Below are 24,303 nucleotides of genomic sequence, written 5' to 3'. Positions count from 1 at the left end.
TTATGTTGCCGGTTGTGTTTTCGCGTTGTTTTTGCGCAGGATGGTGATTCCTTTGTGGGCAAGGGTAGCGCGGTCGTTTTCTTGGGTATAGCCGTCGTCAGCGAGCAGCGGTTGCCACGAGCCTTCGGGTAGGCAGTAGGTTTGCGGGCAGCGGTTGGCATTGATAAGCAGCAGGTAGTTGTCCTGCAACGCCAGCACCAGCGCTTTGCTCGCTTCGTTGTGCCAGTCGGCATCTTGCATCGGTTGTCCGTCTGCGGTGTACCAACGGGCGTTGTCGTGGTGCCACCAGCTGTCATACACACCTGCTTGCGCCAGCTCGCGGCGCAGGGTGATAAGGGTGCGGACGTATGGCACCAGGGGAGCCGGTTTTTCCCAGTCCAGCCAAGTGGTTTCGTTGTCCTGGCAGTAGCTGTTGTTGTTGCCGTGCTGGGTGTGACCGAGTTCGTCGCCGGCGAGCAGCATAGGAACGCCGTTGGCAAGTAACAGACTGCTCAACAGGGCTTTTTGGCTGTGGTAGCGGGCGAGGTTGATGGCGGGGTCGTCGCTTTCGCCTTCGATGCCGTGGTTCCAGGAGAAGTTGTGGCTGTCGCCGTCGCGGTTGTCTTCGCCGTTTGCTTCGTTGTGTTTGTAGCTGTAACTGGTGAGATCGCGCAGGGTGAAGCCGTCGTGGGCGGTGTTGAAGTTGATGGAGCTGTACACGCCGCGCCAGTCGTGGCGGTAGATGTCGTCACTACCGGAGAGGCGCTGCGCCAGCGCGCCAAGCCAACCGTTTTCCCACAACCAGAAGCCGCGCATATCGTCACGATAGCGGCCATTCCATTCGGAAAATCCCTGCGGGAAGCCGCCGAGGTTGTAGCCGTCGGAACCGGTATCCCAGGGTTCGGCGATGTGTTTGCAGCGCGAGAGCACGGGATCCTGGCGGATGGCGGTGAAAAAAGCGGCGTAAGGGTCGAAGGTCGGTTTCCGCCCCAGGGTGGCGCCAAGGTCGTAGCGGAAGCCGTCAATGTGGAATTCTTCGACCCAGTAGCGCAGGCTGTCGAGCATCCAGCGCAGGACGTGCGGTTCGCTGGCATTTAGGGTGTTGCCGCAGCCGGTGTTGTTGATGTAGTCGCCATGCGCGTTCTGCCAGTAGTAGAGGCGGTTGTCGATGCCGCGCTGGCAGAGCATGGGGCCGTGGATATCCTGCTCGGCGGTGTGGTTGTAAACGACGTCGAGGATGACTTCGATGCCTGCACGGTGCAGGGTTTTGACCATGTCGCGCAGGTCATCGTGGCTGCCGTAGCGGCGGTCAGGGATGTTGTGCGCGTAAACGTTGTAGCCCCAGTAGTTGCTCATGCCGCGCCGTTGCAGGTGGACTTCGTCAAGGTGCTGGCTGATGGGCAGGAGCTCAACGGCGGTAATGCCGAGTTCTTTGAGGTGGCGGATGCTGGCTTCGTGCGCAAGTCCGGCGAAGGTACCGCGTATGGCTGGCGGGATAGCGGGGTTACGCTGGCTGTAGCCTTTGACGTGCAGTTCGTAAATGATGGTGTCGCGCCACGGGGTGCGCAGCGGAACGTCGCCTTCCCAGTCGTAGTCGCTGGGAGCGACGACGATGCTTTTCGCCGCTACCGCCGCGTTATCGCGCGGGTCCGTATGGTGATAGAGCGCGAGTTCGTCCGCCGTGCGGTATTCGGGCAGGTGGTTCAGCGCGCGGGCGTAGGGATCCAGCAGGAGTTTCTGCGGGTTGTAGCAATTGCCCGCTTCCATCGGACCGTCCACACGCCAGCCGTAACGCTGCCCCGCTTTGATACCTGCCACGAAGATGTGCCAGATGTCGTCGCTGCGGTTCTGCACGTCAATGCGGGTCTCCACCCCATCCCGGCCATAGAGGCAGAGGGTCACGGCGCTGGCATGGCGACTGACCAGCGCGAAGTTCACCCCGCTTTTGCCGTCAACGGTGGTGAGATGGCTGCCGAGCGGATAGGGTTGCCCGCGATGGCAGAGCAGCGGCGGGCGTTCTATTTTCATGCTTCTGCTCCGTTTTCACCTTCGTAGGCCAGGAAGATGGTACCGAGCGGCGGCAGGGTGAGGTTGAGCGATTGGCCCCTGCCGTGGCTGGGAATATCGTCCGTCACAAGGTGTTTGCCGCCGCTGACGCCACTGCCGTTGTACTGGGTGTCATCGGAGTTGAGGATTTCGCGGTAGTGTCCCGCCTGGCTGACGCCGATGCGGTAGTTTTCACGCGGCACTGGGGTGAAGTTACTGACGATGATGACGGGTTTGCCGTCGCCACCGTGGCGGGCAAAGGCGATGACGGATTGTTCGGCGTCATCCACCACCAGCCATTCGAAGCCTTCCGGATTGCAGTCTTGTTTCCACAATGCCGGGTGTTCCTGATAGGCGTGGTTAAGATCGCGCACCCATTTTTGTACGCCTTCGTGCCAGCCGCCGTATTGGGGCTCAAGCAGGAACCAGTCAAGGCTTTCCTGGTAGTTCCATTCGCGACCCTGGGCAAATTCGCCGCCCATGAAGAGCAGTTTTTTGCCCGGATAACCCCACATATAGCCGTAGTAGGCGCGCAGGTTAGCGAATTGCTGCCAGCAGTCGCCCGGCATTTTCGAGAGCAGCGAGCCTTTGCCGTGCACGACTTCGTCATGCGAGAGCGGTAGCACGAAGTGTTCGCTGTACTGGTAAATCATGCCGAAGGTGAGCAGGTTGTGGTGGTATTTGCGGTGCACCGGGTCTTCTTGCATGTAACGCAGGGTGTCGTTCATCCAGCCCATGTTCCATTTGTACTGGAAGCCAAGGCCGCCACTTTCGGTCGGATGGCTGACACCGGTGAAAGCTGTGCTTTCTTCGGCAATAGAGGCAACGCCGCGCTGTTCGTTTTGCAGGATGGCGTTGGTGCGTTGCAGGAAGTTGATGGCTTCGAGGTTTTCGCGCCCGCCGTAGCGGTTCGGGATCCATTCGCCTTCTTTACGCGAGTAATCGCGGTAGATCATGGAGGCGACGGCGTCCACACGCAGGCCGTCCACACCGTAGTGTTCGATCCAGTAGAGGGCGTTGCCGGTCAAGAAGTTGCGCACTTCGTGGCGGCCAAAGTTGTAGATGAGGGTGTTCCAGTCCTGATGGTAGCCTTCGCGCGGATCGGCGTGCTCGTAAAGCGGGGTGCCGTCGAAGCGGTTAAGACCGTATTCGTCAGTCGGGAAGTGGCCAACAACCCAGTCAAGGAGGACATGGATGCCCGCATCGTGGGCTTTTTCGATGAAGTCGCACAATTCTTGCGGAGTACCGAAGCGGCTGGTCGGCGCATAGAGTCCGATCGGTTGGTAGCCCCAGGAGCCGTCAAACGGGAATTCAGCAACGGGTAACAGTTCGATGTGGGTAAAGCCCATCTCTTTGACGTAGGGGATGAGTTCGTCGGCAAGCTGGGCGTAGCTGAGCCAGAAGTTGTTTTCGGGGTTTCGGCGCCAGGAGCCGAGGTGGACTTCATAGATGCTGATCGGCGCATCAATGCTGTTCGCGGTGATGCGTTCAGGGTCATAGGGCTGGCGTTCCGGCAGGCGGGTAACGACGGATGCGGTATCCGGTCGCAGTTGCGCGCCGAAGGCGTAGGGGTCGGATTTCAGGCGGATGTTACCGTTCACATCCAGGATTTCGTATTTGTAGAGCGCGTGCTCGCCGATGCCGGGGATGAAGATGTCCCAAATGCCGCTTTGCGGGTGAAAACGCATGACGTGGCGGCGGCCATCCCACAGGTTGAAGTCGCCGACGACGGAGACGCGCCGCGCATTCGGCGCCCAGACACTGAAGCTGACCCCCGCGACACCATCGATTTCAACGAGGTGCGAACCGAATTGTTCGTAAGGCCGTAGGTGGGTGCCTTCGGCGAGCAGCCAGTTGTCGTAGTCGTGCAGGGTAGTGCCGAAGCGGTAGGGGTCTTCAATGATGACGGTGTTTTTGTCGCCGTAGCGGACTTGCAGGAGGTAACGGCGCACATCCGCTTCGAGGCGGGCTATAAAGAAACCCCGCTCATCCAGGAGGCTCATGTCGGCCAGCACTTTTTTCGGGTTGTCATGATCAAGCACGCGCACGGCCTCGGCACCGGGCAGGAGGACGCGCAGGGCAGTGCCATTGCTGTTTTCATGCGGCCCCAAATAAGAGAAGGGGTCAGCAAAGGTGCCAGAAAACAGTTGATCTATTAGGTATTTATCGACGGATGTCACTTCGATTCCTCCGGTAGTAGTAGTGATGGCGGTGGTAGCGGCCGTGATAGGGAGCGGCTCGCGTGGTTGGGCACGAGTGGCGACGATTTGCCGCAGCATGTCATGCAGTTGGGGGTTTTTGCCCATGGCAGCGGTGTCTTCCGGCAGGCGGTAGCGCCAATTGGGATAGGTATTGGCGATGCCGGGGATGTTGAAGGAGGCGGTGACGCCCAAGAGGTTTTCCGGCTGGATGGCAAAAAGGCGACTGCGACTCATCGCCACGAAGCGGTGCAGCGCCAGGGTGATGGTGTCATCAAGTTTGCCGCCGTCTTCACTTTCATTCAGCAGTTCGGTCTGGTGTAGCGCAGCGATGATTTGCCCTTTGCGGCTTTCGCGCTGGGCGAGCAGGTTCTGGTATTGGGCATCGCTGGTGAAGACGCCAAGACGCTGCATGGTGTCGAGATCGTTCTTTTCCCAGTAACCGGCGAGCGGCGCGAGATCGTGTGTGCTGACGACGGCCAAGGCGTGTTCCGGATATTCTTCCGGCAACAGATAGCGCGCGCCGTTATGGTTGAAGTACATCACGCCGTAGGAATAGACGCCGTATTCACCGAGAGCGACGCGCATTTCGTCCGGCACGATACCGAGGTCTTCGCCGACGATGACGCAGCGGGCGCGGCGACTTTCGAGGGCAAGGATGGCCATCAGTTCAGCCAGCGGGTAGCGCACGTAAGCACCGAGATTGGCGCTGTTGCCGTAGGCAATCCACCATAGGCGGTGCAGCGCCATGACGTGGTCGATACGCAGGACGCCGTAATAGCGCATGTTGGCGCGCAGCATATTGATGAAGATTTGATAGCCGCTGCGTTTCAGGCGTTGCGGATGCAGCGGCGGCAGCCCCCAATTCTGCCCGGCGGGACCGAATTCGTCCGGCGGCGCACCGACCGAGACTTGTAGGCAGTACATATCGCGGTGCATCCAGGTATCCGCCCCGCCGCGCGAGACGCCGACGGCCAAATCGCCATAGAGGCCGAGAATCATGCCCTGTTCACCGCAGTAATGACGCAGGTTGTCGAGCTGATCGGCCAAAAGCCATTGCAACCACATGTAATAACGGATGTCTGCCTCATGCGCAGCGGAGAAAGCGAGGACCGCGGCACTATCGGGATAGCGGTAAGCCTCCGGCCAGCCCAGCCAGCCGACACTGTCTTCACTGAACGGCACGGTGGCGTTCTGCGCGTAGAAGTAGTGATCCAGCGCTTCAAAGGTGCCGTAGAGACGCAACTCGCGCCCCTGTTCTTCGACGAATTTGGCAAAAGCTTCGCGTGCGGCGGCAAAGATAGGGTCATCGCTATCACAGAAGTCGCGGAAGACGAGATATAGCGCGCGCAGCTTGAAAGGCAACACCTGCGCATAATCCACCCATTCGGCGGCCCGTAGTTCGGCTAGTTGCTTCTGTGTCGCAGCTTCGTTGTACCACGCCTGCGCCGAAGGCGAGATGTGGAAGAGCCGCATGTCGTCAATGTCGAGATAGATAGGGTTCAGCCAACGCCGTGAAGAGGGGCTGTATGGGCTCGCCCAATTAGGATGGGTGGTAAAGAGGGCATGCAGCGGGTTGATACCGATGAAATCGATGCCATCGGTGGTGAAATCGGCCACCAAGCGGCGTAAATCCCCGAAATCTCCAATGCCCCAGTTGTGCTGTGAACGCAGACTGTACAGCTGCACATTGATTCCACTCAACCGCTCGCCGCGCCGTAATGCCGCCGGCTGGTACACGGAATGCGGAGCAACGATCAGCAGGCAACGCCGCATTTGGTGTGCGCTGTGCAGTTCCAGCGAGTAATAGCCGCTGGGCAGTGGCGGCAGCTCAATGCGTCCACCCTCCATCATGATGGACGAACAGGGAATACTCTGCCCGTGTTCATTCAAAAGGAAGACCGCTGCCACGCGTGGCAACAGCCCGCCAATCGGTAGCAATGCCACCATTTCTGGCAACACCGTGAATACTTCGTCGAAATGCACACTCGTGGAGAGGTGCTGTCCGGGAGCGGTAAGGATAGCTGCCAGCGAGGACAACACTTCATCAGAAACGCGCACAAAACTGCCGTCTGCGGCAAAGTAATCCGTTTCAATTCCCAGCAACCTGAACTGTTCGCTGTTCATGACGCGCTCCTGGCCGTCTTCTCTAACGGTCGTGTTAATTTCACATAATGTAAAAATAACACATCCGTATGCAATGTCTAACAAAAAAACACACGACATTGTTTTATCAACAATTAAATCCCCAAGCTAACGTGTTTTTTTGTGCGAAAACACTGCTACCCGCCTGTTATTTAAGAACATGTACACCAGCAAAAGCATTTGGCAATGAAATGTTAAGCCGCTAGAATAATTGCCCTCATAATGTCCAACTCACCCATCGCGAGAAGAGAAATACCGTGAAAGACCTCATCCTGTCGGGACTGACCAGCGCCCTGCAAGCGGTTGCGCATGAGCGCGCCATTGACGCAGAACTACTTGATTTACCAAAGGAACTGGAACGCTGCAAAAATCCTGATCATGGGGATTTTGCCAGCAACGTTGCCCTGCAAAACGCCAAAATTTTCAAGAGCAACCCGCGTCAACTCGCAGACGCCATCGTTGCCGCCATGCCACAGGACGCGGGCATCGCTGCACTGGAAGTCGCCGGACCGGGATTCATTAACATACGTCTCGGCGGCGGTCATGACAGCGCCGTGTTGGTCAACATCGTCAAAGAAGGCGAAAACTTCGGCCGCCATCAGGCGGAAAACCCGCAAAAAATCCTGCTGGAATTCGTCTCGGCCAACCCGACCGGACCATTGCACGTCGGCCACGGACGCGGTGCTGCTTATGGCGCGACGCTGGCCAACATCCTGCGTGCCAACGGGCATCAGGTGGACAACGAATACTACGTCAACGACGCCGGGCGGCAGATGGATATCCTCGCCCTGTCTGTCTATTGGCGCTACATGCAGCACTGCGGTGGCAACTATGCCCTGCCACAGGGCATCTACCAGGGCGACTACGTTATCGACATCGCCCGCGAACTCTACGCTCAACAGGGCGAAGCGCTCTACCGCACCCCGGAAAATTGGGTGCCGCCACACCCTGATACATGGACGGCAGAAGCGGTGGACAACGGCGAACGCGACGCCTGGATTGACGCCGCCATTGCCGCGCTGAAAGCAACATTGGGCGAAACGGATTACCGCATCGTGTTCGAAGCCGGACTTGATGCCGAAGTTGCCGACATCCGCGAAGACCTGCTGCAATTCGGCGTACGCTTTGACCGCTGGTTTTCCGAACATTCCCTCGTCACCAGCGGACGCATCGCGGAAATGCTGGACGTGCTGCGCGCACGTGGCTACCTCTACGAAAAAGACGGCGCCCTGTGGTTCCGTGCCAGCGACTTCGGCGACGAAAAAGACCGCGTCGTGCGTCGTGAGAACGGCGTAACCACCTACTTCGCGTCCGATATCGCCTACCACTACGATAAATACGAGCGCGGCTATGACCACATGATCGATATCTTCGGCGCCGATCACCATGGTTACATGGCGCGTGTCCGTGCCTCGCTTGCTGCCCTCGGTTTGGAACCGGACAAACTCACCATCGCCCTGGTGCAGTTTGCCGTGCTCTACAAAGACGGGGCAAAAATGCAGATGTCCACCCGCAGCGGACAGTTCGTCACCTTGCGCGACCTGCGTGCACAAGTCGGTTCGGACGCTGCGCGCTTCTTCTACGTCATGCGCCGCCCGGAACAACATCTGGATTTCGATCTTGACCTCGCCGTCTCGCACAGCAAGGATAACCCCTACTACTACGTCCAGTACGCGCATGCGCGCACCAGCCGCGTCCTCGAACGCGCCGCAGAAGCGGGGCTCACCTTCGATCCGCAGGCAGCACTTGCCGAGCGGGAACGCCTCGCTGAGCCGGCCGAAAAAGCGCTGTTGCGCGAACTCGCCCGCTACCCGGACACCATCGCTGCTGCCGGCAGCCAAATGGCAGGGCATCTCGTCGTCAACTACCTGAAAGAACTCGCAGGAGCTTGGCACCAATACTACGACGCCGGGCACAAAGTCCTGCACGACGACCCTGCCGTACGCGACGCCCGCCTGCTGCTCACCCACGCCGTGCGCCAAGTGCTGCGTAACGGTCTCGACATCATCGGCGTTGCCGCCAAGGAAAGGATGTAATGGCCAGAAAGCGCAAAAACCAAACCAAGGACAACTATATCGCTGCCCGCCTGCTCGGTGGATCGATGATGGCCGTCGTGCTCATCGTCTTCGGCTTCGTCCTTGGCAACATGTTTGGACAAAAAGACGGCCACGACACTACCACTGCGCGTGCCCAATCGCCACTGGGCAAAGCCACCCAACCGCGCCCATCCATCGGTGCCGCCCGTCCCGTCAACCGCAGCGGCGAGCCCAAATATTCCTTCTACGACGAACTGCAAAAACGTAGCAACGAAGTTCGCTTGGCTCCTCCGCCACCGCCGCTCCCTGTGCCGGAAGCCGTTAGCCTCAGACCGGTCAAGACACAACCGGAAACCGTCACTAAAACCAAACCGACGAAAAAGACCGCTGCCGAAAAACTGACCGAAGCACCTGCCGCCAAGCCCGCAGCAGCAGGCAAAGTGGCGAAAACACTGACAGAACCCGCAAAACCGGTAAAAAAAACCGCCGCTGAACGCCTGACCGCACCGCCAGAGCCTGGCGGCAAAGCCACTGCTAAAGCGGACAGCAAGTCCGGCAAAACCGACACCGCTGCTAAAACAGACGCCAAACCGGCAAAAGCCGAACCGGCAGCCAAAATAGCCAAAACGGAGAACAAACAACCCGCCAACAGTCGTCTGACTGCTCCGCCAGAACCCGTCGGCAAAACCAGTGCGAAAACAGACGGCAAACCTGTCGCCAAGGACAGCAAGGAAACCGCCACAAACAGCAAAGACAAAGACGCTAAAAAAGCCCAGCCTGTTACCGGCAAGCGGACAAATTATCGCATCCAGGTCGGCGCTTTTAAAAACAAGGCACAAGCGGAACAACTGCGCGCCAAAATGGCTCAACGTGGCTTACCGGTGGACATCCGTCCGCCAAGCGACAGCAACAAGCTCTACCTCGTACAAATCGGCCCTTACGCCAGCGAAAGCCAGGCTACCAACATCCAGGCCAAACTGAAAGCGGACGGACAGGCCGCCCAACTGAAAACCTTTAACAGCGGCACCGACGGCAAATAACGATGACACTGGAACTCTGGCATTACCTGCTGCTTGCCGTTCTCGGCGTTATCTGCGGTGTTATCAACGTCATGGCGGGCGGCGGCTCCAATATCATCCTGCCGGCCATGATGATGATGGGCTTCCCGCCGCAAGTGGCGAATGCTACCAACCGCATCGGTATCATCCTGCAAAGCATCATTGGCGTGCGTGGCTTTTACCGCGCAGGCAAACTGCCGACGCACGACCTGCCTGGTATCCTTGCCCCAACCATCATTGGTGGTATCTGCGGCTCCATCATTGCCGCCTTTGCCCCGCACGACCTGATCAAGCCGCTCCTGCTCGGCACCATGCTGGCCATGGCCGGCATCATGCTTTTCGTGCCATCCGTGGTCATGCCGCCGGCCGGTACCGTACCGCTCACCGTCAAAGAAAGCGGCCCGCGCGCCTGGTTCTGGTTGTGGCTCGGCGGCGTCTATGGTGGTTTCGTGCAAGCAGGCGTCGGCTTCGTGCTGATTACCGCCATTGCCGGCTGCCTGCGTTACGACATCGTCCGTTCCAGCGCCCTGAAACTCGCCTGTACCCTCTTCTTCACCCTGCCCGCCCTCGTCATCTTCGTCGCGCGCGGTCAAGTCGAATGGCTGCCGGGCATCGTCCTCGCTGCCGGCAACATGATTGGCGCCCATTACGGCGTGCGCCTTGCCGTCAAAGTCCAGCCAAAAACCCTCAAATGGGTCATGTTCCTGATGACCCTCGTGGCAGTCGTTGCCGCTTTCCTGAAAAAATAACGTCAACCCTACCCAAGGAGTCCCCATGACCCAGCACATCCAATGGAACAAAACCCTGTCCGCCGAAGGCCTTGCCGCCTTGCAACAACCGGGTGGCGTCATCGTCTGCCCGACCAAAGTCGGCTACATCATCATGGCGACCGACAAGGCGGGCCTGGAACGTAAATTCGACGCCAAAGAGCGCAAGCGTAACAAACCCGGCGTCGTCCTATGCGGCAGCATGGAGCAACTGCGTGCGCTAGCCCAGCTCAATCCTGAAATCGAAGCCTTCTACCAAAAACACTGGGACGAAGACATTCTGCTCGGCTGCATCCTGCCGTGGCGGGAAGACGCCAAAGCGGCGTTGACCAAAGACGGACGCGAAGAGTTGATGATGGACAAACGCGGCACCAGCTGCTTTGTCATCAAATTTGGTGTGCCGGGCGAACAACTGGCCGAACACCTGTGGCGCAGCGAAGGCAAGATGATCTACGCCTCATCCGCCAACCCGTCCGGCAAGGGCAATCGCGGCAAAGTTGAAGGCATCGGCGAGCGCATCGAGAGTAAAGTGGATCTAGTAATAGAGGCCGACGACTACGTTGCTTCCATCCAGCCGGATAAAACCGTGGAAACCCGCTACGAGCAGGGCGTGATGGTGTCAATGGTCGATAAAGACGGCAAACTCGTCCCCGAACAGAAAGGCGAACGCAGCGTGCATCCCTGCCCGGTTGTCATCCGCAAAGGCCTCGCCATCGACCGCATCATGATGCACCTCGCCGACGGCTTTAACACCTGGGACTACCGCCACGGTGAATACTACTGATGAAACGTGTCATGACTGCATGGGACGACTTCCTCGCCCCTGAATTTGCCCACATCGTCGATCTGCTGCAAGAACTGCCACACAGCGAAGCCCAATTCGTCATCCTTGACCGGCACAACGAAAACGATAGCTTCATTCAGGCGACACTGGCAAACCCTGAGCAGGACGAAAACAGCTGCTTCCTGATCGAAACCCGCCGCTACGAGAGCGACGGCAGCTGGCGGCACTATCGCCGCTTCAGCGCGAACGCGACGGAAGCCCTGCCCTACTTCGCGCAGTTCTACCGTGACGAACCCTTTGCCGCCGATGGCTGGGAAGACGTCAGCGACGAATTCGAGGACTGAGCGATGCGGGTGCGCGTCAAAATCTGCGGTCTGACCCGTCTTGAAGATGTGCAGGCGGCAGTGGACGCAGGTGCGGACGCGCTCGGTTTCGTCTTCCATCCACGCTCGCCACGCCACCTCGACCTCGCCCAGGCAGAGCGTCTTATCGCCGCCGTACCACCGCTGGTCAGCGTCGTCGGCCTCTTCGCTGATGCCGATGCCGATACCGTGCGCGCCACCTGCGCCGCGCTGCCGCTGGACCAGCTGCAATTTCACGGTTTTGAAACCGCCGCCTACTGCCGCCAATTTGGTCGTCGCTGGTACAAAGCCGTACCGATGCGCGACCTTGGCGATGCGCAAGCGGTCACGGACTGGCTCGCAGCCTACCCCGACAGCAGCGGTTTCCTTTATGACACTTACGGCAAAAGCCACAGCGGTGGCAGCGGTACGGCCTTTGATTGGGGCAAATTGCCCGCCCATTGCGCACCTCGCCTCCTCGCCGGCGGCCTGAACCCCGACAATGTCGCCGCCGCTATCCGGGCCTGCCATCCCTTTGCCGTGGACGTATCCAGCGGCGTGGAAAGCGCGCCCGGCATAAAGTCCTCTGCTAAAATGCAGCGCTTCATTAATGCAGTACATAACGCCTATGACGACTAACACCTACCCAGACGCGCGCGGTTACTTCGGCCGCTATGGCGGCCAATTCGTCGCCGAAACCCTGATGCAGGCCGTCCTGCAACTACAAGACGCTTACAGCGCCGCGCAAAATGACCCCGCCTTCTGGGCGCGCTTCCGCCAAGAACTTGCCGACTATGTCGGTCGCCCTTCCCCCCTTTACCATGCCAAACGCCTCAGCGATAAAAACGGTGGCGCGGAAATTTGGCTGAAACGCGAAGACCTGAACCACACCGGCGCACACAAAATCAATAACACCATTGGTCAGGCCCTGCTCGCCGAGCGCCTCGGCAAGCGCCGCGTCATTGCCGAAACCGGCGCCGGACAACACGGCGTGGCCAGTGCCACTATCGCCGCCCGCCTCGGTATGGAATGCATCGTGTACATGGGTGCCGATGACGTCATCCGTCAGGCGCCGAACGTGTACCGCATGAAACTGCTCGGCGCGACCGTCGTTCCCGTGACTGCGGGCAGCCGTACCCTGAAAGACGCGCTGAACGAAGCCCTGCGCGACTGGGCGGCCAACGTCGATAACACCTTCTACATCATCGGCACCGCCGCCGGTCCGCACCCCTATCCCATGCTGGTGCGCGACTTCCAGAAAATCATCGGCGAAGAAGCCAAAGCACAGGCGCAGGCCCACTTCGGCGCCCTGCCCGATGCCGTTGTTGCCTGCGTCGGCGGCGGCTCAAATGCCATCGGCCTCTTTTACCCCTTCTACAACGATCCCGTCGTCCTCTACGGCGTGGAAGCGGGCGGACACGGCCTCGCCAGCGGTGAACACGCCGCTCCTTTAAGCGACAGCACCACACCGGTCGGCGTCCTGCACGGCAACCGCACCTACGTCATGTGCAACGCCGACGGACAAATCGCCGAAACCCATTCCGTCTCGGCCGGCCTTGATTACCCTGGCGTTGGACCCGAACACGCCTGGCTGAAAGACACGGGCCGCGCCCACTACGTCGCCATCAACGACGATGAAGCCCTGGCCGCCTTCCACGACCTCTGCCTGCTCGAAGGGATCATCCCCGCGCTCGAATCCGCACACGCCGTCGCCTACGCACAAAAACTGGCGCGAGAACTGGGCAAAGGCAAACGCATCATCGTCAGCCTGTCCGGGCGCGGCGACAAAGACATCAATACCATCGCCACACGCGACGGCATCACCCTGTGAGGCAGCCATGACCCGACTCTCAGACCGCTTCGCCGCCCTGCGCGCGCAACAACGCAAAGCACTCATCCCCTACATCAGCGCGGGCGACCCCGACCCGGCGCAGACTGCCGCCATCCTGCATGGCCTCGTCGCCGGCGGCGCCGATGCCCTCGAACTCGGCATCCCTTTTTCCGACCCTGCTGCCGACGGCGAAACCATCCAGCAGGCCAACGAACGGGCACTGGCGCGCGGCGTCACCCTGCAACAAACCCTCGCCATCGTGCGTGAATTCCGCCGCAGCGACACGACCACCCCACTCATCCTGATGGGCTACCTCAACAGCTTCGAGCGTGCCGGTTTCGCACACGTCATGACCGAACTCAGCGCCGCAGGCGGTGATGCCGTCATCCTCGTGGACTGCCCGGTTGAAGCCCTGCCGGACTACGCCACTGACCTGCAACACAGCGGCATCACCCCCATCCTGCTCGTCACCCCGACCACCAACCCTGAGCGTCGCCGTGCCATCGTTGCCCATGCAGGCGGCTTCCTCTACTTCGTCTCCCTGCGCGGCGTAACCGGCACCCAGCAGGCTGACGCCGATGCTATCGCTGCCGACATCCGGGCACTTAAAGCCGATACCGACCTGCCCGTCTGCATCGGCTTCGGTATCCGCGACGGTGTGACCGCCCGCCGTATGGCTGAACTCGCCGACGGCGTCGTCATCGGCAGCGCGCTCGTCGCCCGCCTGCACCAGGCGGCAGAAAACGGGCAAAACCTGGCCGACACCGCGCGCGCCTTCACCGCCGACATCCGCGCCCACCTTGACCAAAAGGACTAACCCATGAGCTGGTTCGATAACCTGATGCCCTCGCGCATCAAAACCAAAAACAAAAACCAACAAGTGCCGGACGGCCTGTGGAAAAAATGCGACGGCTGCAACGAAGTCCTCTACGCGCAAGACCTCGACTACAACCAGCAAGTCTGCCCCAAATGCGGCTACCACATGCGCATCAGCGCGCGCAAACGCCTCGAACAACTCTTTGACGAAGGCTGCATGCCGACCGAAATCGGCCTCGGCCTGCAACCCGCCGACTTCCTCAAATTCAAAGACAGCAAACGCTACCGCGACCGCATCACCCAGGCGCAGAAAAAAACCGGCGAACATGACGCCCTCGTTGCCATGAGTGGCCTGCTCTATGACCGCCCACTCACCGCTGCCGCCTTTGAATTCGACTACATGGGCGGCTCGATGGGTTCCGTCGTCGGCGAGCGCTTCGCCCTGGCGGCCGAATATGCTTTGGCCGAACGTACCCCCTTTGTCTGCTTCAGCGCCAGCGGCGGCGCGCGGATGCAAGAAGGCCTGACCTCGCTCATGCAAATGGCGAAAACCAGCGCCATCCTCACCCGCCTGGGCGACGCCGGCCTGCCCTTCATCTCGGTGCTGACCGACCCAACCATGGGCGGCGTATCCGCCTCGCTGGCCATGCTCGGCGACATCAACATCGCCGAACCCGGCGCCCTCATCGGCTTTGCCGGCCCGCGCGTCATCGAACAAACCGTGCGTGAAAAACTGCCGGACGGCTTCCAGCGCAGCGAATTCCTGCTCGAAAAAGGCGCCATCGACATGATTGTGGACCGCCGCCACATGCGCGAAGAACTCGCTACCCTGCTCGGCATGCTCATGCAAGAACCCCCGCTGCCGCGCACCGCAGAAGACGAAGAAAGCCTGCCAAGCGAGGTCAGCACAGCGCCTGAGGCTGTTACCAACGTCCCCGCAGACGCCTCTCCCGATACAGCCCACAGCGCAGAAAACACAGAAACCCCATGAAACGCACCCTGAGCGAGTGGCTGGACTGGCAAGAAATCGCACACGACAAAGCCTGGGATCTCGGCCTCAAACGCGTCAGCACCGTCTGGCAGGCGCTCGGTGCGCCGCGCCTCGCCACGCATATCATCACCGTCGCCGGCACCAACGGCAAAGGTTCCTGCGTCTGCTGGATTGAAGCCATCTGCCGCGCGCATGGCGTCAGCGTCGCCAGCTTCACCTCGCCGCACCTGCACGACTACCGCGAACGCATCCGCTTTGACGGCGAATGGGTCACGGCGGACGCCCTCGTCGCCGCCTTTGAAACTATTGATGCCGCGCGTGGCGACATCTCGCTCAGCTACTTCGAATGGTCAGCACTCGCCGCCTTCTGGCTCACCGCCCAACGGCAACCCGCCGTTGCCGTCCTTGAAGTCGGCCTTGGCGGTCGCTTGGACGCCACCAACATCATCGACGCCGACGCGGCGATCATCACCCGCATCGGCCTTGATCACCAAGACTGGCTGGGCCATGACATACCCACCATCGCCGTCGAAAAAGCAGGCATCCTGCGCCCCGGTCAACGCGTTTACCTGCCTGATGCCCACCCGCCTGCCGTCCTCTGCGAACATGCCGCTGCATTGGGAGCAAGCGCATACCGCTACGGCCAAGAACTGCGTGTGGACGCCCAGGCAGACGGCCTGCACCTCGACCTGCCCGGCTACCACGGCACTCTGCCCTACCCAACCCATATGCACGGCGCGCACCAATACGGCCACCTCGCCGCCGCCATTACCGCCCTTGCACCATGGCTGGCACTTGATACCGCCAAACTCGCCGCTGCCTGCGAAAGCGCGCAAAACCCCGCCCGCCTCACCCTGATTGACGGCGAACCACGCTGGCTCTACGACGTCGCGCACAACGCCGACAGCGCCGAAATCCTCGCCCATTACCTGCACGAACTGCCGCGCCGGGGCGGGCGCACCATCGCCCTGTGCAGCATCCTGCGCGACAAAGACCAGCACGCCATCTACCGCCACCTCGCGCCGGAAATCGACGAATGGGTGCTAGCTGGCCTGCCCGGCGCACGCGGCAGCGACAGCGCCACCCTCACCGCGCATGCCGTCGAAGCCGGCATCCCACGCGAACATATCCACCCCTGCGACGACATCCCCGCCGCCTGCCAGCGCGCCCGCGCCCTGGCAACCCCGGCCGACACCATCGCCGTTTTCGGCTCCTTCGTCACCGTCGCCGCCGTACAAAAAGAACAACAGCCATGAACAAATGGACCGTCCGCCTCATCGGCATCGCCATCCTCTTTGCCGCCGCCCTCATCCTCTTCGACCGCTGGTTTACCCCGGACATCCCGCCCATCATCCAGCAAAGCATCGAACTCAGCGTGCGTGGCGGCGAAACCCACACCATCAGCCCGCCACCACCCGCGGCTAACAACGACAGGGGGAATCCCCGGCCCCCCTCGCCGCCGCCACAGCCCGCCTTCACCCTCGCTTCACTCGACGAAGACAGCAGCGAACCCCAGCCCATCCTCAGCAACCCGAACGGCAGCGACAAAGCCAAAGCCCGCGAAGCCGAACAAGCGGCAGCCAACCAAAAAGCCGCCAGCCAAGAAAAACCCGCCAATAACGCCCTCGTCGAAAACAGTGCAGAAGCCGCCCCCGCCGTCGAAAAAACGGCCGAAAAGCCCAAACCGCGACGCGGCGGCTCCTGGGTCCAAGCCGGCTCCTTCAGCAGCAAAGAAAACGCGGACAAAATGATCGCGCAACTGAAAAAACGCGGCTGGCCGATTGACACCGAAATCGCCAACATCAACGGAAAAGACATGCACCGCGTCTTTATCGGCCCGCTCTCGGCGGCTGACGCCAGCACCTACATCGACATCCTCGGTAAAGAAGGCACCAACGCCCGCCAAGTCAACCGCTGACCGCCAAGCGGGACAACCACGGGCTTTCGCTCCCCCTAACCCCAAAACCAACCGGAGAAAAACCACACTATGAACCTCGACACCCTCAACTGGATAGACGTTGCCCTCGGCGGCATCCTCATCATCTCGGCGCTCATCGGCCTGATGCGCGGTTTCGTCAAAGAAATCCTCTCGCTCATCGCCTGGGGCGTTGCCGCCTACGCCGCCTGGATGCTGGCCGAACCCGTAGCCAAAGACTACGTCAGCCGCGTCTTCAACGACGAAAAAATCGCCTATATCGCCGCTCTCGGCGCCATCTTCATCGGTACCCTCTTCCTCATCGGCGTCGTCAACCTGCTCATCTCACAAGTGCTGAAAATGACCGGCCTCGGCTTCCTTGACCGTCTGCTCGGCCTCATCCTCGGGACCGTGCGCGGCGTCCTCATCGGCGCGCTCATCACCTTTGCCGCCCTGCTCTTTAGCGACGGCCACCCTGAAAATGAACTGCCCAGCCCGCTTAACCAACAATGGGGCAGCTCGGTTCTTGCACCCTATTACAAAAGCGCCGCCCAATGGGGATACGACCAAATCGCCCCGACCGTGGACAGCTGGATACAAGACAAACTGAAAAAACAAGGTCGTGACCCAAAAAAGCCCGAAACAGCGAACGCCGATAACGGCGCTAACCCTGCGCCTGCCGCCACCCTGCGCCCCAGCGGCGAAGACGTCGGCATCCTGAAAAGCCCACCGGCCACCGCCCCTGCCGTGCCCCAACCGGAAGAACCGACCCTGCACGGCCTCGAATCCGCGCAATAACTGAATCCATAGCCAAAACGCCGCCCGTCAAACGGCGGCGTTTCTACCTGCCATCCCAGCCGGGAACCCACCATGACCGACCACAACGACAAAGCCTTCGCCACCCGCGCCATCCGCGCCCACGAACAACAAAGCGCAAACCGCGAACACTCGCCCGCGCTCTACCTCACCTCATCCTTCACCTTCACAAGCGCCCAACAAGCCGCCGACATCTTCGCCGAACGCGAAGCCGCCTACCAATACAGCCGCTTCGGCAACCCCACCGTGCAACTCTTCGAAGCGCGCATGGCGGCGCTTGAAGGCGGCGCGCGCGGCACCGCGACCGCGAGCGGCATGGGCGCCGTCCTCACCCTCGGCCTTGCCGAACTCGAAGCGGGCGACCACATCATCTGCGCGCGCAACTGCTTCGGCTCCATCCTCAACATGTTCAGCAAAACCTTCGCCAAATACGGCATCGAAACCACCCTTGTCGAAGTGACCGACCTTGACGCATGGAAAAACGCCGTCCGCCCGAACACCAAACTCCTCTTCCTTGAAACTCCATCCAATCCGCTGCTCGCCATCGGCGACATCGCGGCCATCGCCGACATCGCCCACCAGGCAGGCGCCAAACTCGCCGTAGATAACTGCTTCGCCACCCCCTACCTGCAACGCCCGCTCGACCTCGGCGCCGATTACAGCGTCCATTCCGCCACCAAATACCTTGACGGCCAGGGACGCACCCTCGGCGGCATCATCATCAGCAAAAGCGCGGAAGACGGCGAAAAAATCTACCAACTCATGCGCGGCATCGGCACCACCATGAACGCCTTTGAAGGCTGGATCTACGCGAAAAGCCTGGAAACCCTGCACGTGCGCGCGCAGCGTCACAGCGAAAACGCCCTGCACGTCGCGCGCTGGCTCGAACAACAACCCGAAATCGCGCGCGTGTACTACCCCGGCCTCGAAAGCCATCCGCAACACGCCCTCGCGCAAAAACAAATGCACGGCGGCTTCGGCGGCATGGTCAGCTTCGACGTCAAAGGCGGCAAACAGGCGGCCTGGCACCTCATCGACAACTGCGACTGGCTGAGCGTCACCGGCAACCTCGGCGACGCCCGCACCATCATTACCCATCCGGATAGCACCACCCATGCCCGCGTTGCGCCGGAAGAAAAAGCCCGCATCGGTCTCGGCGAAGGCGCCATCCGCCTCTCCGTCGGCCTGGAAGACGCCACCGACATCTGCAACGCGCTCGCCAAAGGCCTGCGCTAAACGACCTTCACAACAAAAAAGCGGCGGGGCACACCCGCCGTTTTTGCATGCCTGCTGAACCTGTGCTTGCCGCAAGCTCCGTGTTTATCCCGCTTGGCGACCTACCCCGTCAAATAACTTTAGAGAAGCGCTTGGCATTTTCCGCCTTGTGCAGGTAAGCGTCGAAGATCATGGCGATGTTGCGGATGAGCAGGCGGCCAAGCGGGAGGACGTTGAGGCGCTGCCCGTCCAGTTGCACCAGGCCGTCGGCAGCGAGCGGTTGCAGCGCCTGCCATTCGCGGGCGAAGTAAGCCGGGGCGTCGATGTGCCAGCGTGCGCTGACGGCATCGAGATCAAGGCGCAAGTTGCACATGATGTCGGTGATGACGTGCTGGCGGATGTGGTCGTCCATGCTGAGTTCAATGCCGCGCAAGACGGGGATTCCGCCGCCGTCCAGCGCTTTGTAGTAGCGGCTGCGCGCTTTTTCGTGCTGGCTGTAGCAACTGCCGAGCATACTGATGGCGCTGATGCCGAAGCCGAGCAGGTCGCAGTCGGAGAAGGTCGAGTAGCCCTGAAAGTTGCGGTAAAGCGTGCCTTCGCGCTGGTGGCGGACGAGGCTGTCTTCCGGGCGGGCAAAGTGGTCGAGGCCGATAAATTCGTAGCCGCCCGTGGTGAGCTGTTCGATGGTGGTTTGCAGTAGTTGTAATTTGCCAGCGGCGTCGGGCAGGTCGGCGGCGTTGATTTGTTTCTGCGCGCCAAAGATGTGCGGCATGTGCGCGTAGTTAAAAACAGCGAGGCGGTCGGGCGCCAGTTCGCCGATTTGTTCCAGGGTGCGGCGGAAGCTCGCCACGGTTTGCAGCGGCAGGCCGTAGATGAGGTCGGCGCTGATGCTGTGGTATCCCGCTTCGCGCGCCGCGATGATGGTGTCGCGGACGTGTTCGAAGGACTGGATGCGGTTTACCGCTTTCTGCACACGCGGGTCGAAGTCCTGCACGCCGAAGCTGACGCGGTTGAAGCCCAGTCCGCGCAGGAAACCGAGGTCCGCCGGGGTGACGGTGCGCGGGTCGATTTCGATGCTGAATTCGCCTTCGTTATCCGCAGCGAAATGCGGGAAATGCGCGTGCAGCATGGCAAGCAGGCGCTGCATCTGCGTGTGGTCAAGGAAGGTGGGCGTGCCGCCGCCGAGGTGCAGCTGGATGACGCGGCGGGTTTTGTCGATATGCGCTGCCTGACGGGCGATGTCGCGTTCGAGGTAATCGAGGTAATCGTCGGACTGGCCGTGGTTGTGGGTGATGATTTTGTTGCAGCCGCAGTAGTAGCAGACGTGTTCGCAGAAGGGGATGTGGACGTAGAGTGAGAGGTCGCGTTTGCTCGCGTTGCTGGCATCAAGGTGGCGGGTGTAATCAGCGGCGGTGAAGCGGTCGTGAAATTCGACGGCGGTCGGGTAGGAGGTGTAGCGCGGGCCGCTTTGGCTGTATTTCTGGATCAGCGCGGCGTCAAAGTATTGGCTCATGGTGATTTGGGTGTCGGATGAAAAGTGGCGCGATTGTAGCAAGCGGCAGACGGCGCGGCGTTGACTTCAGGCAGGAGGACGGCAAACGGGATAAATGCTGGACTCGCCAAGCGGAATAAATCTTGGGTTTTTATTCCCCCCTTCCGGCCTTCGGCCACCTTCCCGGGTACCCATGAAAAAAATGCGAGTATTTTTTTCATGGGAGCCCCGTCCCCCGCAAGCGGGGGAAGGGATTTTTTCCGTGCAAATTTTGGGCTTGGGTAGCGCGCCAAGCGGTATAAATACTGGTTTTATCTCTGCGCGACTTGTTTGCTACCCCCATCCCAGCCTTCCCACAATGGCAAGGAGATAAACGCCGCTAAGCGGGATAAATTCTCGACTCGCGTCAAGCGGGTTTCTTCCTGGCCTCAGTTTTTCGGCGTGATGTCGGTGAGCAGTTGTTCGAGTTCGGCGAGGCGGTGCGTGAGGTCGGGGCTGTCGGGGTGGTGGATGGTGACGGCGGTGTTGCCATTCAGGCGGTAGCGGTGCGGTTCGGTTTGCAGGCGCGTGAGCAGCGGTTCGGGGTTGATGCGGGTCGGGTCGGCAAAGCGGATGCGGGTTTCGGTTTCACTCAGGCTGATGTGCTCGACGCCGAGCGGTTCGGCTTGCAGGCGCAGGCGTGTGCGGTTGATGAGGTTTTTCGCCGCTTCCGGCTGTTTGCCGAAGCGGTCGGTGAGTTCGGCGCTGATGGCGGCAAGTCCCGCTTCGTCTTTTGTCTGCGCAAGGCGCTGGTAGAGGTCGAGGCGTTCTTGCGGGTCGTAGATGTAGTCAGCGGGCAGGAGTGCGGGCGCGCCGAGTTCGATGGTGATGCGCGGCGCGTCCAGCTCGATGTCGCCGCTGCCGTTTTTGAGGGCGGCGATGCTGCGCTCCAGCAGGTCGAGGTAGTAGCTGATGCCGATTTGCTGGATTTGTCCGGATTGTTCGTCGCCGAGGATTTCACCTGCGCCCCGGATTTCGAGGTCCTGGCTGGCGAGCAGGAAGCCGGCGCCGAGGCTGTCGAGGGTGGTGAAGGCGTCAAGGCGGCGTTGGGCGTCTTTGCCGAGGGTGTTCCAGTTGGGGATGATGAGGTAGGCGTAGGCCTGGTGGTGGCTGCGCCCGACCCGTCCGCGCAGTTGGTGCAGTTGGGAGAGGCCGAGTTTGTCGGCGCGGTTGATGATGATGGTGTTGGCGTTGGGGATGTCGATTCCGGATTCGATGATGGTGGTGGCGATGAGGATGTCGTGGTGGCGGTTCTGGAAGTTCTGCATGATGTGTTCGAGTTCGCGTTCGCGCATTTGCCCGTGGGCGATGGCGATGCGTTGCTCGGGCAGGTGTTCCTGGATGAGGCGGGCGATGCGTTCGATGCTGTCGATGTCGTTGTGCAGGATGTAGGTTTGCCCGCCCCGGCGGTGTTCGCGTTCGCAGGCGTCGGTGATGGTATCGATATCCCATTCGCTGAGGATGGTCTGGATGTTTTGCCGTCCGGCGGGCGGGGTGGCGATGATGCTGATGTCGCGCAGGCCGCTGAGGGCGAGGTTGAGGGTGCGCGGGATGGGGGTGGCGGTGAGGGTGAGCAGGTTGGTGTCGCTTCTGAGGCTTTTGAGTTTTTCTTTGTGGCGAACGCCGAAGCGTTGTTCTTCGTCGATGATGACGAGGCCGAGGTTGTGGAAGGCCACGTCTTTTTGCAGGAGGCGGTGGGTGCCGATGATGAGGTCGGTTTGGCCCGCTTTGAGGCGCTCGATGGCTTTTTTGGCCTCGCTAGCGCTTTTGAAGCGGCTGATGTTGTCGATGGTGATGGGGTGGTTGGCGAAGCGGTCTTGCAGGTTGTGGTAGTGCTGTTCGGCGAGCAGGGTGGTCGGGGCGATGAGGGCGGTCTGGTAGCCGGCACTGGCAACGGCGTGGATGGCGCGCACGGCGACTTCGGTTTTGCCGAAGCCGACGTCGCCGCAGATGATGCGGTCCATCGGCTGTGTTTTGGCGAGGTCGGCGAGGACGGCGTCGATGGCGTGCTGCTGGTCGGGGGTGGCGGTGTAGGGGAATTCGGCGGCAAGCGCGGCTTGTGCGGCAGGGTCATGGGGGATGATGATGCCGCTTGTTGCTTCGCGTTTGGCGTAGAGGGCGAGGAGTTCGGCGGCGGTGTCGTGCAGGTTGTCGCGGATTTTGCGGCGGGTGGTTTGCCATTGTTTGCCACCGAGTTCGTGCAGCGGGGCGTTGTCCGGATCGGCGCCGCCGTAACGGCTGATGAGGTCAATGTCGGTGGTGGGGACGTAGAGTTTGGCGCCTTTGGCGTAGTCGATCTGGATGAGTTCGTCACCGCCTTCTTCGAGGGTAGTGAGACCCTGGTAGCGGCCAACGCCGTAGTCAGCATGGACGACGGCGGTACCGGGGGTGAGGTTGTGCAGGTTGTGGATGAGGCTGGCCGGATCGCGACCGGGCGGGCGGCGGTAGTCGGTGGCGGGCGGGCTAGTGTGCAGGTCGGCTTCGGCGAGGTGGATGGTGTCGCCGTCCCGGAAGCTGTGGCGGTTCGGGCTGACGGTGTGGGTGATGGCGGGGTAGGCGCCGAGGCGTTCTTGCCATTGTTCGCGCACGCCATTCGTCGGGTAGTGGATGGTGATGTTGTTGCTGTGTTTGGCGAGGGCAAGCCACGCTTTTTCCCGTTCGGCGGCGCTGCCGTGGATGTCAATGGGCGTGGCTTTTTCGGGGTAGGGGTGGGTGGGGATGCGCGCGAGTCTGGCAAGGACTTCGTCCGGTTGCAGCCACAGCGCGGCAGGCGGCAGGAGTTGGTTTTCGCGCAACGGGTTGGTGCGCTGGTAGCGTTTTTCGCACCAGGCGGCATGTTGGGCGAGGGTGTCTGCGAGGTTATCGCAGGCGATGTGGCGGCTGTGCGCGGGCAGGTAGTCGAAGAGGGTCGCGGTTTCGTCGTAGAAAAGTGGCAGGTAGTATTCGAGGCCTTGCGGGGTCTGGCCGTCGCTGATTTGCCGGTAGAGCGGGCTGTTGGTGATTTTTTCGCCGTAGTGCAGGCGGGCGTTCTGGCGGTAGCAGACGCGGCCAGCGTCGGAGAGGTCGATTTCGCTGCGCGGCAGGATGCTGATGTGCGGGTGTTTTTCGAGGGTGAGCTGACTGTCGACCGCGAAGGTGCGGATGCTGTCAATGTCGTCGTCGAACCATTCAAGGCGGATGGGATCAGGCGCGTTCATCGGGTAGAGGTCGATGATGCTGCCGCGTGCAGCATATTCGCCTTTGCTGGTGATGTGGACGGTGTGCTGGTAGCCCGCCTGTTCGAGACGGTGGATGAGGTCGTCGCGTTTGAGGCGGTCGCCGACGCTGAGGTGGATGCCGTAGCGGTCGAGGTGGGTCTGCGGGCAGAGGCGCTGGCTGAGTGCGGCGGCACTGGTGACGACAACGCCGCGTTCGCGCGTCGGCAGTTCGGCAAGCACGCGCAGGCGCTCGGCAATGAGGTCGGGATGCGGGGTGTATTGGTCATAAGGCAGGGTTTCCCAGTCGCTGAACCAGTAGAGGTGCGCGGCGTCATTCGTCCAGTATTTGAGGTTCTGGTACCAGTATTCGGCCTGGCGGGCATCGGCGGCGATGAGGAGGTGGACGTGTTTGCCGGAGAGGTGGCGGTGCAGGTTGTAAGGCAGGTAAAGGGGGTTCATGGTTCGTGCAGCGTTCGTGGGACGCGCAATTATAGCGCTTGCGCCTGTGGGGGCTGGGCGGCGGTTTACCGTAACAGGCTGTCCATTGGCGGAAACTGTATGCAATTTAGGAGCGATGCGTTCGCCACCATTCACGAAACGGCGGTCAATCTGTTTGCACACGCATCATCAGCAAAAA

Annotated in this window: 18 protein-coding genes; 13 read left to right on the top strand and 5 right to left on the bottom strand. The window is 60.8% G+C overall.

Annotated elements, in window-relative coordinates; genetic code table 11:
* Both glgX and glgB read right to left on the bottom strand, forming a co-directional pair.
* Positions 1-2,007, bottom strand: a complete 2,007-nt coding sequence (gene glgX, locus LG374_RS08800) for a glycogen debranching protein GlgX (RefSeq protein ID WP_225757346.1) — start codon at positions 2,005-2,007, stop codon at positions 1-3.
* A complete protein-coding gene (gene glgB / locus LG374_RS12530) occupies positions 2,004-6,350 on the bottom strand; it encodes a 1,4-alpha-glucan branching protein GlgB (RefSeq protein WP_225757345.1) in 4,347 nt (1,448 codons plus the stop codon). Before glgB ends, glgX begins: the two co-directional genes overlap by 4 nt.
* A gap of 275 nt (positions 6,351-6,625) precedes the next feature.
* Here glgB and argS point away from each other — a divergent pair, with 275 nt between their 5' ends.
* The 13 genes from argS (at position 6,626) to LG374_RS08730 (ending at position 18,959) form a co-directional block, all read left to right on the top strand.
* Entirely contained in the window at positions 6,626-8,404 is a 1,779-nt protein-coding gene (gene argS / locus LG374_RS08790) for an arginine--tRNA ligase (RefSeq protein ID WP_225757344.1), read from the top strand.
* Entirely contained in the window at positions 8,404-9,444 is a 1,041-nt protein-coding gene (locus LG374_RS08785) for an SPOR domain-containing protein (RefSeq protein WP_225757343.1), read from the top strand. The genes argS and LG374_RS08785 overlap by 1 nt, the downstream gene beginning before the upstream one ends.
* Before the next feature lie 2 nt (positions 9,445-9,446).
* Positions 9,447-10,211, top strand: a complete 765-nt coding sequence (locus LG374_RS08780; protein WP_225757342.1) for a sulfite exporter TauE/SafE family protein — start codon at positions 9,447-9,449, stop codon at positions 10,209-10,211.
* Between the two features lie 25 nt (positions 10,212-10,236).
* Positions 10,237-11,013 carry an L-threonylcarbamoyladenylate synthase gene (locus tag LG374_RS08775; protein WP_225757341.1) on the top strand — a complete coding sequence of 259 codons (777 nt, stop codon included), beginning with the start codon at positions 10,237-10,239 and terminating at the stop codon, positions 11,011-11,013.
* A gap of 11 nt (positions 11,014-11,024) precedes the next feature.
* The gene (locus LG374_RS08770; RefSeq protein ID WP_225757340.1) at positions 11,025-11,357 is read left to right on the top strand and encodes a hypothetical protein; all 333 of its coding nucleotides are present in this window, start codon (positions 11,025-11,027) and stop codon (positions 11,355-11,357) included.
* Positions 11,358-11,360: 3 nt separating this feature from the next.
* Positions 11,361-11,993: a phosphoribosylanthranilate isomerase gene (locus LG374_RS08765; protein ID WP_225757339.1), complete on the top strand. Its 633-nt coding sequence runs from the start codon at positions 11,361-11,363 to the stop codon at positions 11,991-11,993.
* Positions 11,983-13,185, top strand: coding sequence for a tryptophan synthase subunit beta (gene trpB / locus LG374_RS08760; RefSeq protein WP_225757338.1), 1,203 nt, complete (start codon positions 11,983-11,985; stop codon positions 13,183-13,185). The genes LG374_RS08765 and trpB overlap by 11 nt, the downstream gene beginning before the upstream one ends.
* Positions 13,186-13,192: 7 nt before the next feature.
* Positions 13,193-14,002, top strand: a complete 810-nt coding sequence (gene trpA / locus LG374_RS08755) for a tryptophan synthase subunit alpha (RefSeq protein ID WP_225757337.1) — start codon at positions 13,193-13,195, stop codon at positions 14,000-14,002.
* A 3-nt stretch (positions 14,003-14,005) separates the two neighbouring features.
* On the top strand, positions 14,006-14,992 hold the full coding sequence (gene accD / locus LG374_RS08750) for an acetyl-CoA carboxylase, carboxyltransferase subunit beta (protein WP_225757336.1): 987 nt from the start codon (positions 14,006-14,008) through the stop codon (positions 14,990-14,992).
* Positions 14,989-16,248, top strand: a complete 1,260-nt coding sequence (locus LG374_RS08745) for a folylpolyglutamate synthase/dihydrofolate synthase family protein (protein WP_225757335.1) — start codon at positions 14,989-14,991, stop codon at positions 16,246-16,248. Before accD ends, LG374_RS08745 begins: the two co-directional genes overlap by 4 nt.
* Positions 16,245-16,910 carry an SPOR domain-containing protein gene (locus tag LG374_RS08740; RefSeq protein ID WP_225757334.1) on the top strand — a complete coding sequence of 222 codons (666 nt, stop codon included), beginning with the start codon at positions 16,245-16,247 and terminating at the stop codon, positions 16,908-16,910. Before LG374_RS08745 ends, LG374_RS08740 begins: the two co-directional genes overlap by 4 nt.
* 69 nt (positions 16,911-16,979) lie before the next feature.
* The gene (locus tag LG374_RS08735) at positions 16,980-17,705 is read left to right on the top strand and encodes a CvpA family protein (RefSeq protein WP_225757333.1); all 726 of its coding nucleotides are present in this window, start codon (positions 16,980-16,982) and stop codon (positions 17,703-17,705) included.
* Positions 17,706-17,777: 72 nt separating this feature from the next.
* Complete coding sequence (locus LG374_RS08730; RefSeq protein ID WP_225757332.1) at positions 17,778-18,959, top strand: O-succinylhomoserine sulfhydrylase; 1,182 nt, start codon at positions 17,778-17,780, stop codon at positions 18,957-18,959.
* Between the two features lie 109 nt (positions 18,960-19,068).
* On the opposite strand, the gene hemN is transcribed toward LG374_RS08730, so the two are convergent.
* The 3 genes from hemN to mfd form a co-directional block, all read right to left on the bottom strand.
* On the bottom strand, positions 19,069-20,451 hold the full coding sequence (gene hemN, locus LG374_RS08725; protein WP_225757331.1) for an oxygen-independent coproporphyrinogen III oxidase: 1,383 nt from the start codon (positions 20,449-20,451) through the stop codon (positions 19,069-19,071).
* Entirely contained in the window at positions 20,448-20,651 is a 204-nt protein-coding gene (locus LG374_RS08720) for a hypothetical protein (RefSeq protein ID WP_225757330.1), read from the bottom strand. Before LG374_RS08720 ends, hemN begins: the two co-directional genes overlap by 4 nt.
* Positions 20,652-20,858: 207 nt before the next feature.
* Positions 20,859-24,125, bottom strand: coding sequence for a transcription-repair coupling factor (gene mfd, locus LG374_RS08715; RefSeq protein WP_225757329.1), 3,267 nt, complete (start codon positions 24,123-24,125; stop codon positions 20,859-20,861).
* Positions 24,126-24,303: the final 178 nt, after the last annotated feature.

This window comes from Cardiobacterium sp. Marseille-Q4385, assembly GCF_916618745.1.
GTDB lineage: Bacteria > Pseudomonadota > Gammaproteobacteria > Cardiobacteriales > Cardiobacteriaceae > Cardiobacterium.
This window is presented reverse-complemented; position numbering and strand designations above follow the sequence as displayed.

Bases quoted from the DNA above. Each gene is read 5' to 3' on its own strand.
- hemN (WP_225757331.1), bottom strand. From the start codon at position 20,451: ATGAGCCAATACTTTGACGCCGCGCTGATCCAGAAATACAGCCAAAGC.
- LG374_RS08720 (WP_225757330.1), bottom strand. From the start codon at position 20,651: ATGAAAAAAATACTCGCATTTTTTTCATGGGTACCCGGGAAGGTGGCC.
- mfd (WP_225757329.1), bottom strand. From the start codon at position 24,125: ATGAACCCCCTTTACCTGCCTTACAACCTGCACCGCCACCTCTCCGGC.
- LG374_RS08775 (WP_225757341.1), top strand. From the start codon at position 10,237: ATGACCCAGCACATCCAATGGAACAAAACCCTGTCCGCCGAAGGCCTT.
- LG374_RS08765 (WP_225757339.1), top strand. From the start codon at position 11,361: ATGCGGGTGCGCGTCAAAATCTGCGGTCTGACCCGTCTTGAAGATGTG.
- glgX (WP_225757346.1), bottom strand. From the start codon at position 2,007: ATGAAAATAGAACGCCCGCCGCTGCTCTGCCATCGCGGGCAACCCTAT.
- LG374_RS08785 (WP_225757343.1), top strand. From the start codon at position 8,404: ATGGCCAGAAAGCGCAAAAACCAAACCAAGGACAACTATATCGCTGCC.
- accD (WP_225757336.1), top strand. From the start codon at position 14,006: ATGAGCTGGTTCGATAACCTGATGCCCTCGCGCATCAAAACCAAAAAC.
- LG374_RS08730 (WP_225757332.1), top strand. From the start codon at position 17,778: ATGACCGACCACAACGACAAAGCCTTCGCCACCCGCGCCATCCGCGCC.
- LG374_RS08735 (WP_225757333.1), top strand. From the start codon at position 16,980: ATGAACCTCGACACCCTCAACTGGATAGACGTTGCCCTCGGCGGCATC.
- LG374_RS08745 (WP_225757335.1), top strand. From the start codon at position 14,989: ATGAAACGCACCCTGAGCGAGTGGCTGGACTGGCAAGAAATCGCACAC.
- LG374_RS08740 (WP_225757334.1), top strand. From the start codon at position 16,245: ATGAACAAATGGACCGTCCGCCTCATCGGCATCGCCATCCTCTTTGCC.
- glgB (WP_225757345.1), bottom strand. From the start codon at position 6,350: ATGAACAGCGAACAGTTCAGGTTGCTGGGAATTGAAACGGATTACTTT.
- LG374_RS08780 (WP_225757342.1), top strand. From the start codon at position 9,447: ATGACACTGGAACTCTGGCATTACCTGCTGCTTGCCGTTCTCGGCGTT.
- trpB (WP_225757338.1), top strand. From the start codon at position 11,983: ATGACGACTAACACCTACCCAGACGCGCGCGGTTACTTCGGCCGCTAT.
- LG374_RS08770 (WP_225757340.1), top strand. From the start codon at position 11,025: ATGACTGCATGGGACGACTTCCTCGCCCCTGAATTTGCCCACATCGTC.
- trpA (WP_225757337.1), top strand. From the start codon at position 13,193: ATGACCCGACTCTCAGACCGCTTCGCCGCCCTGCGCGCGCAACAACGC.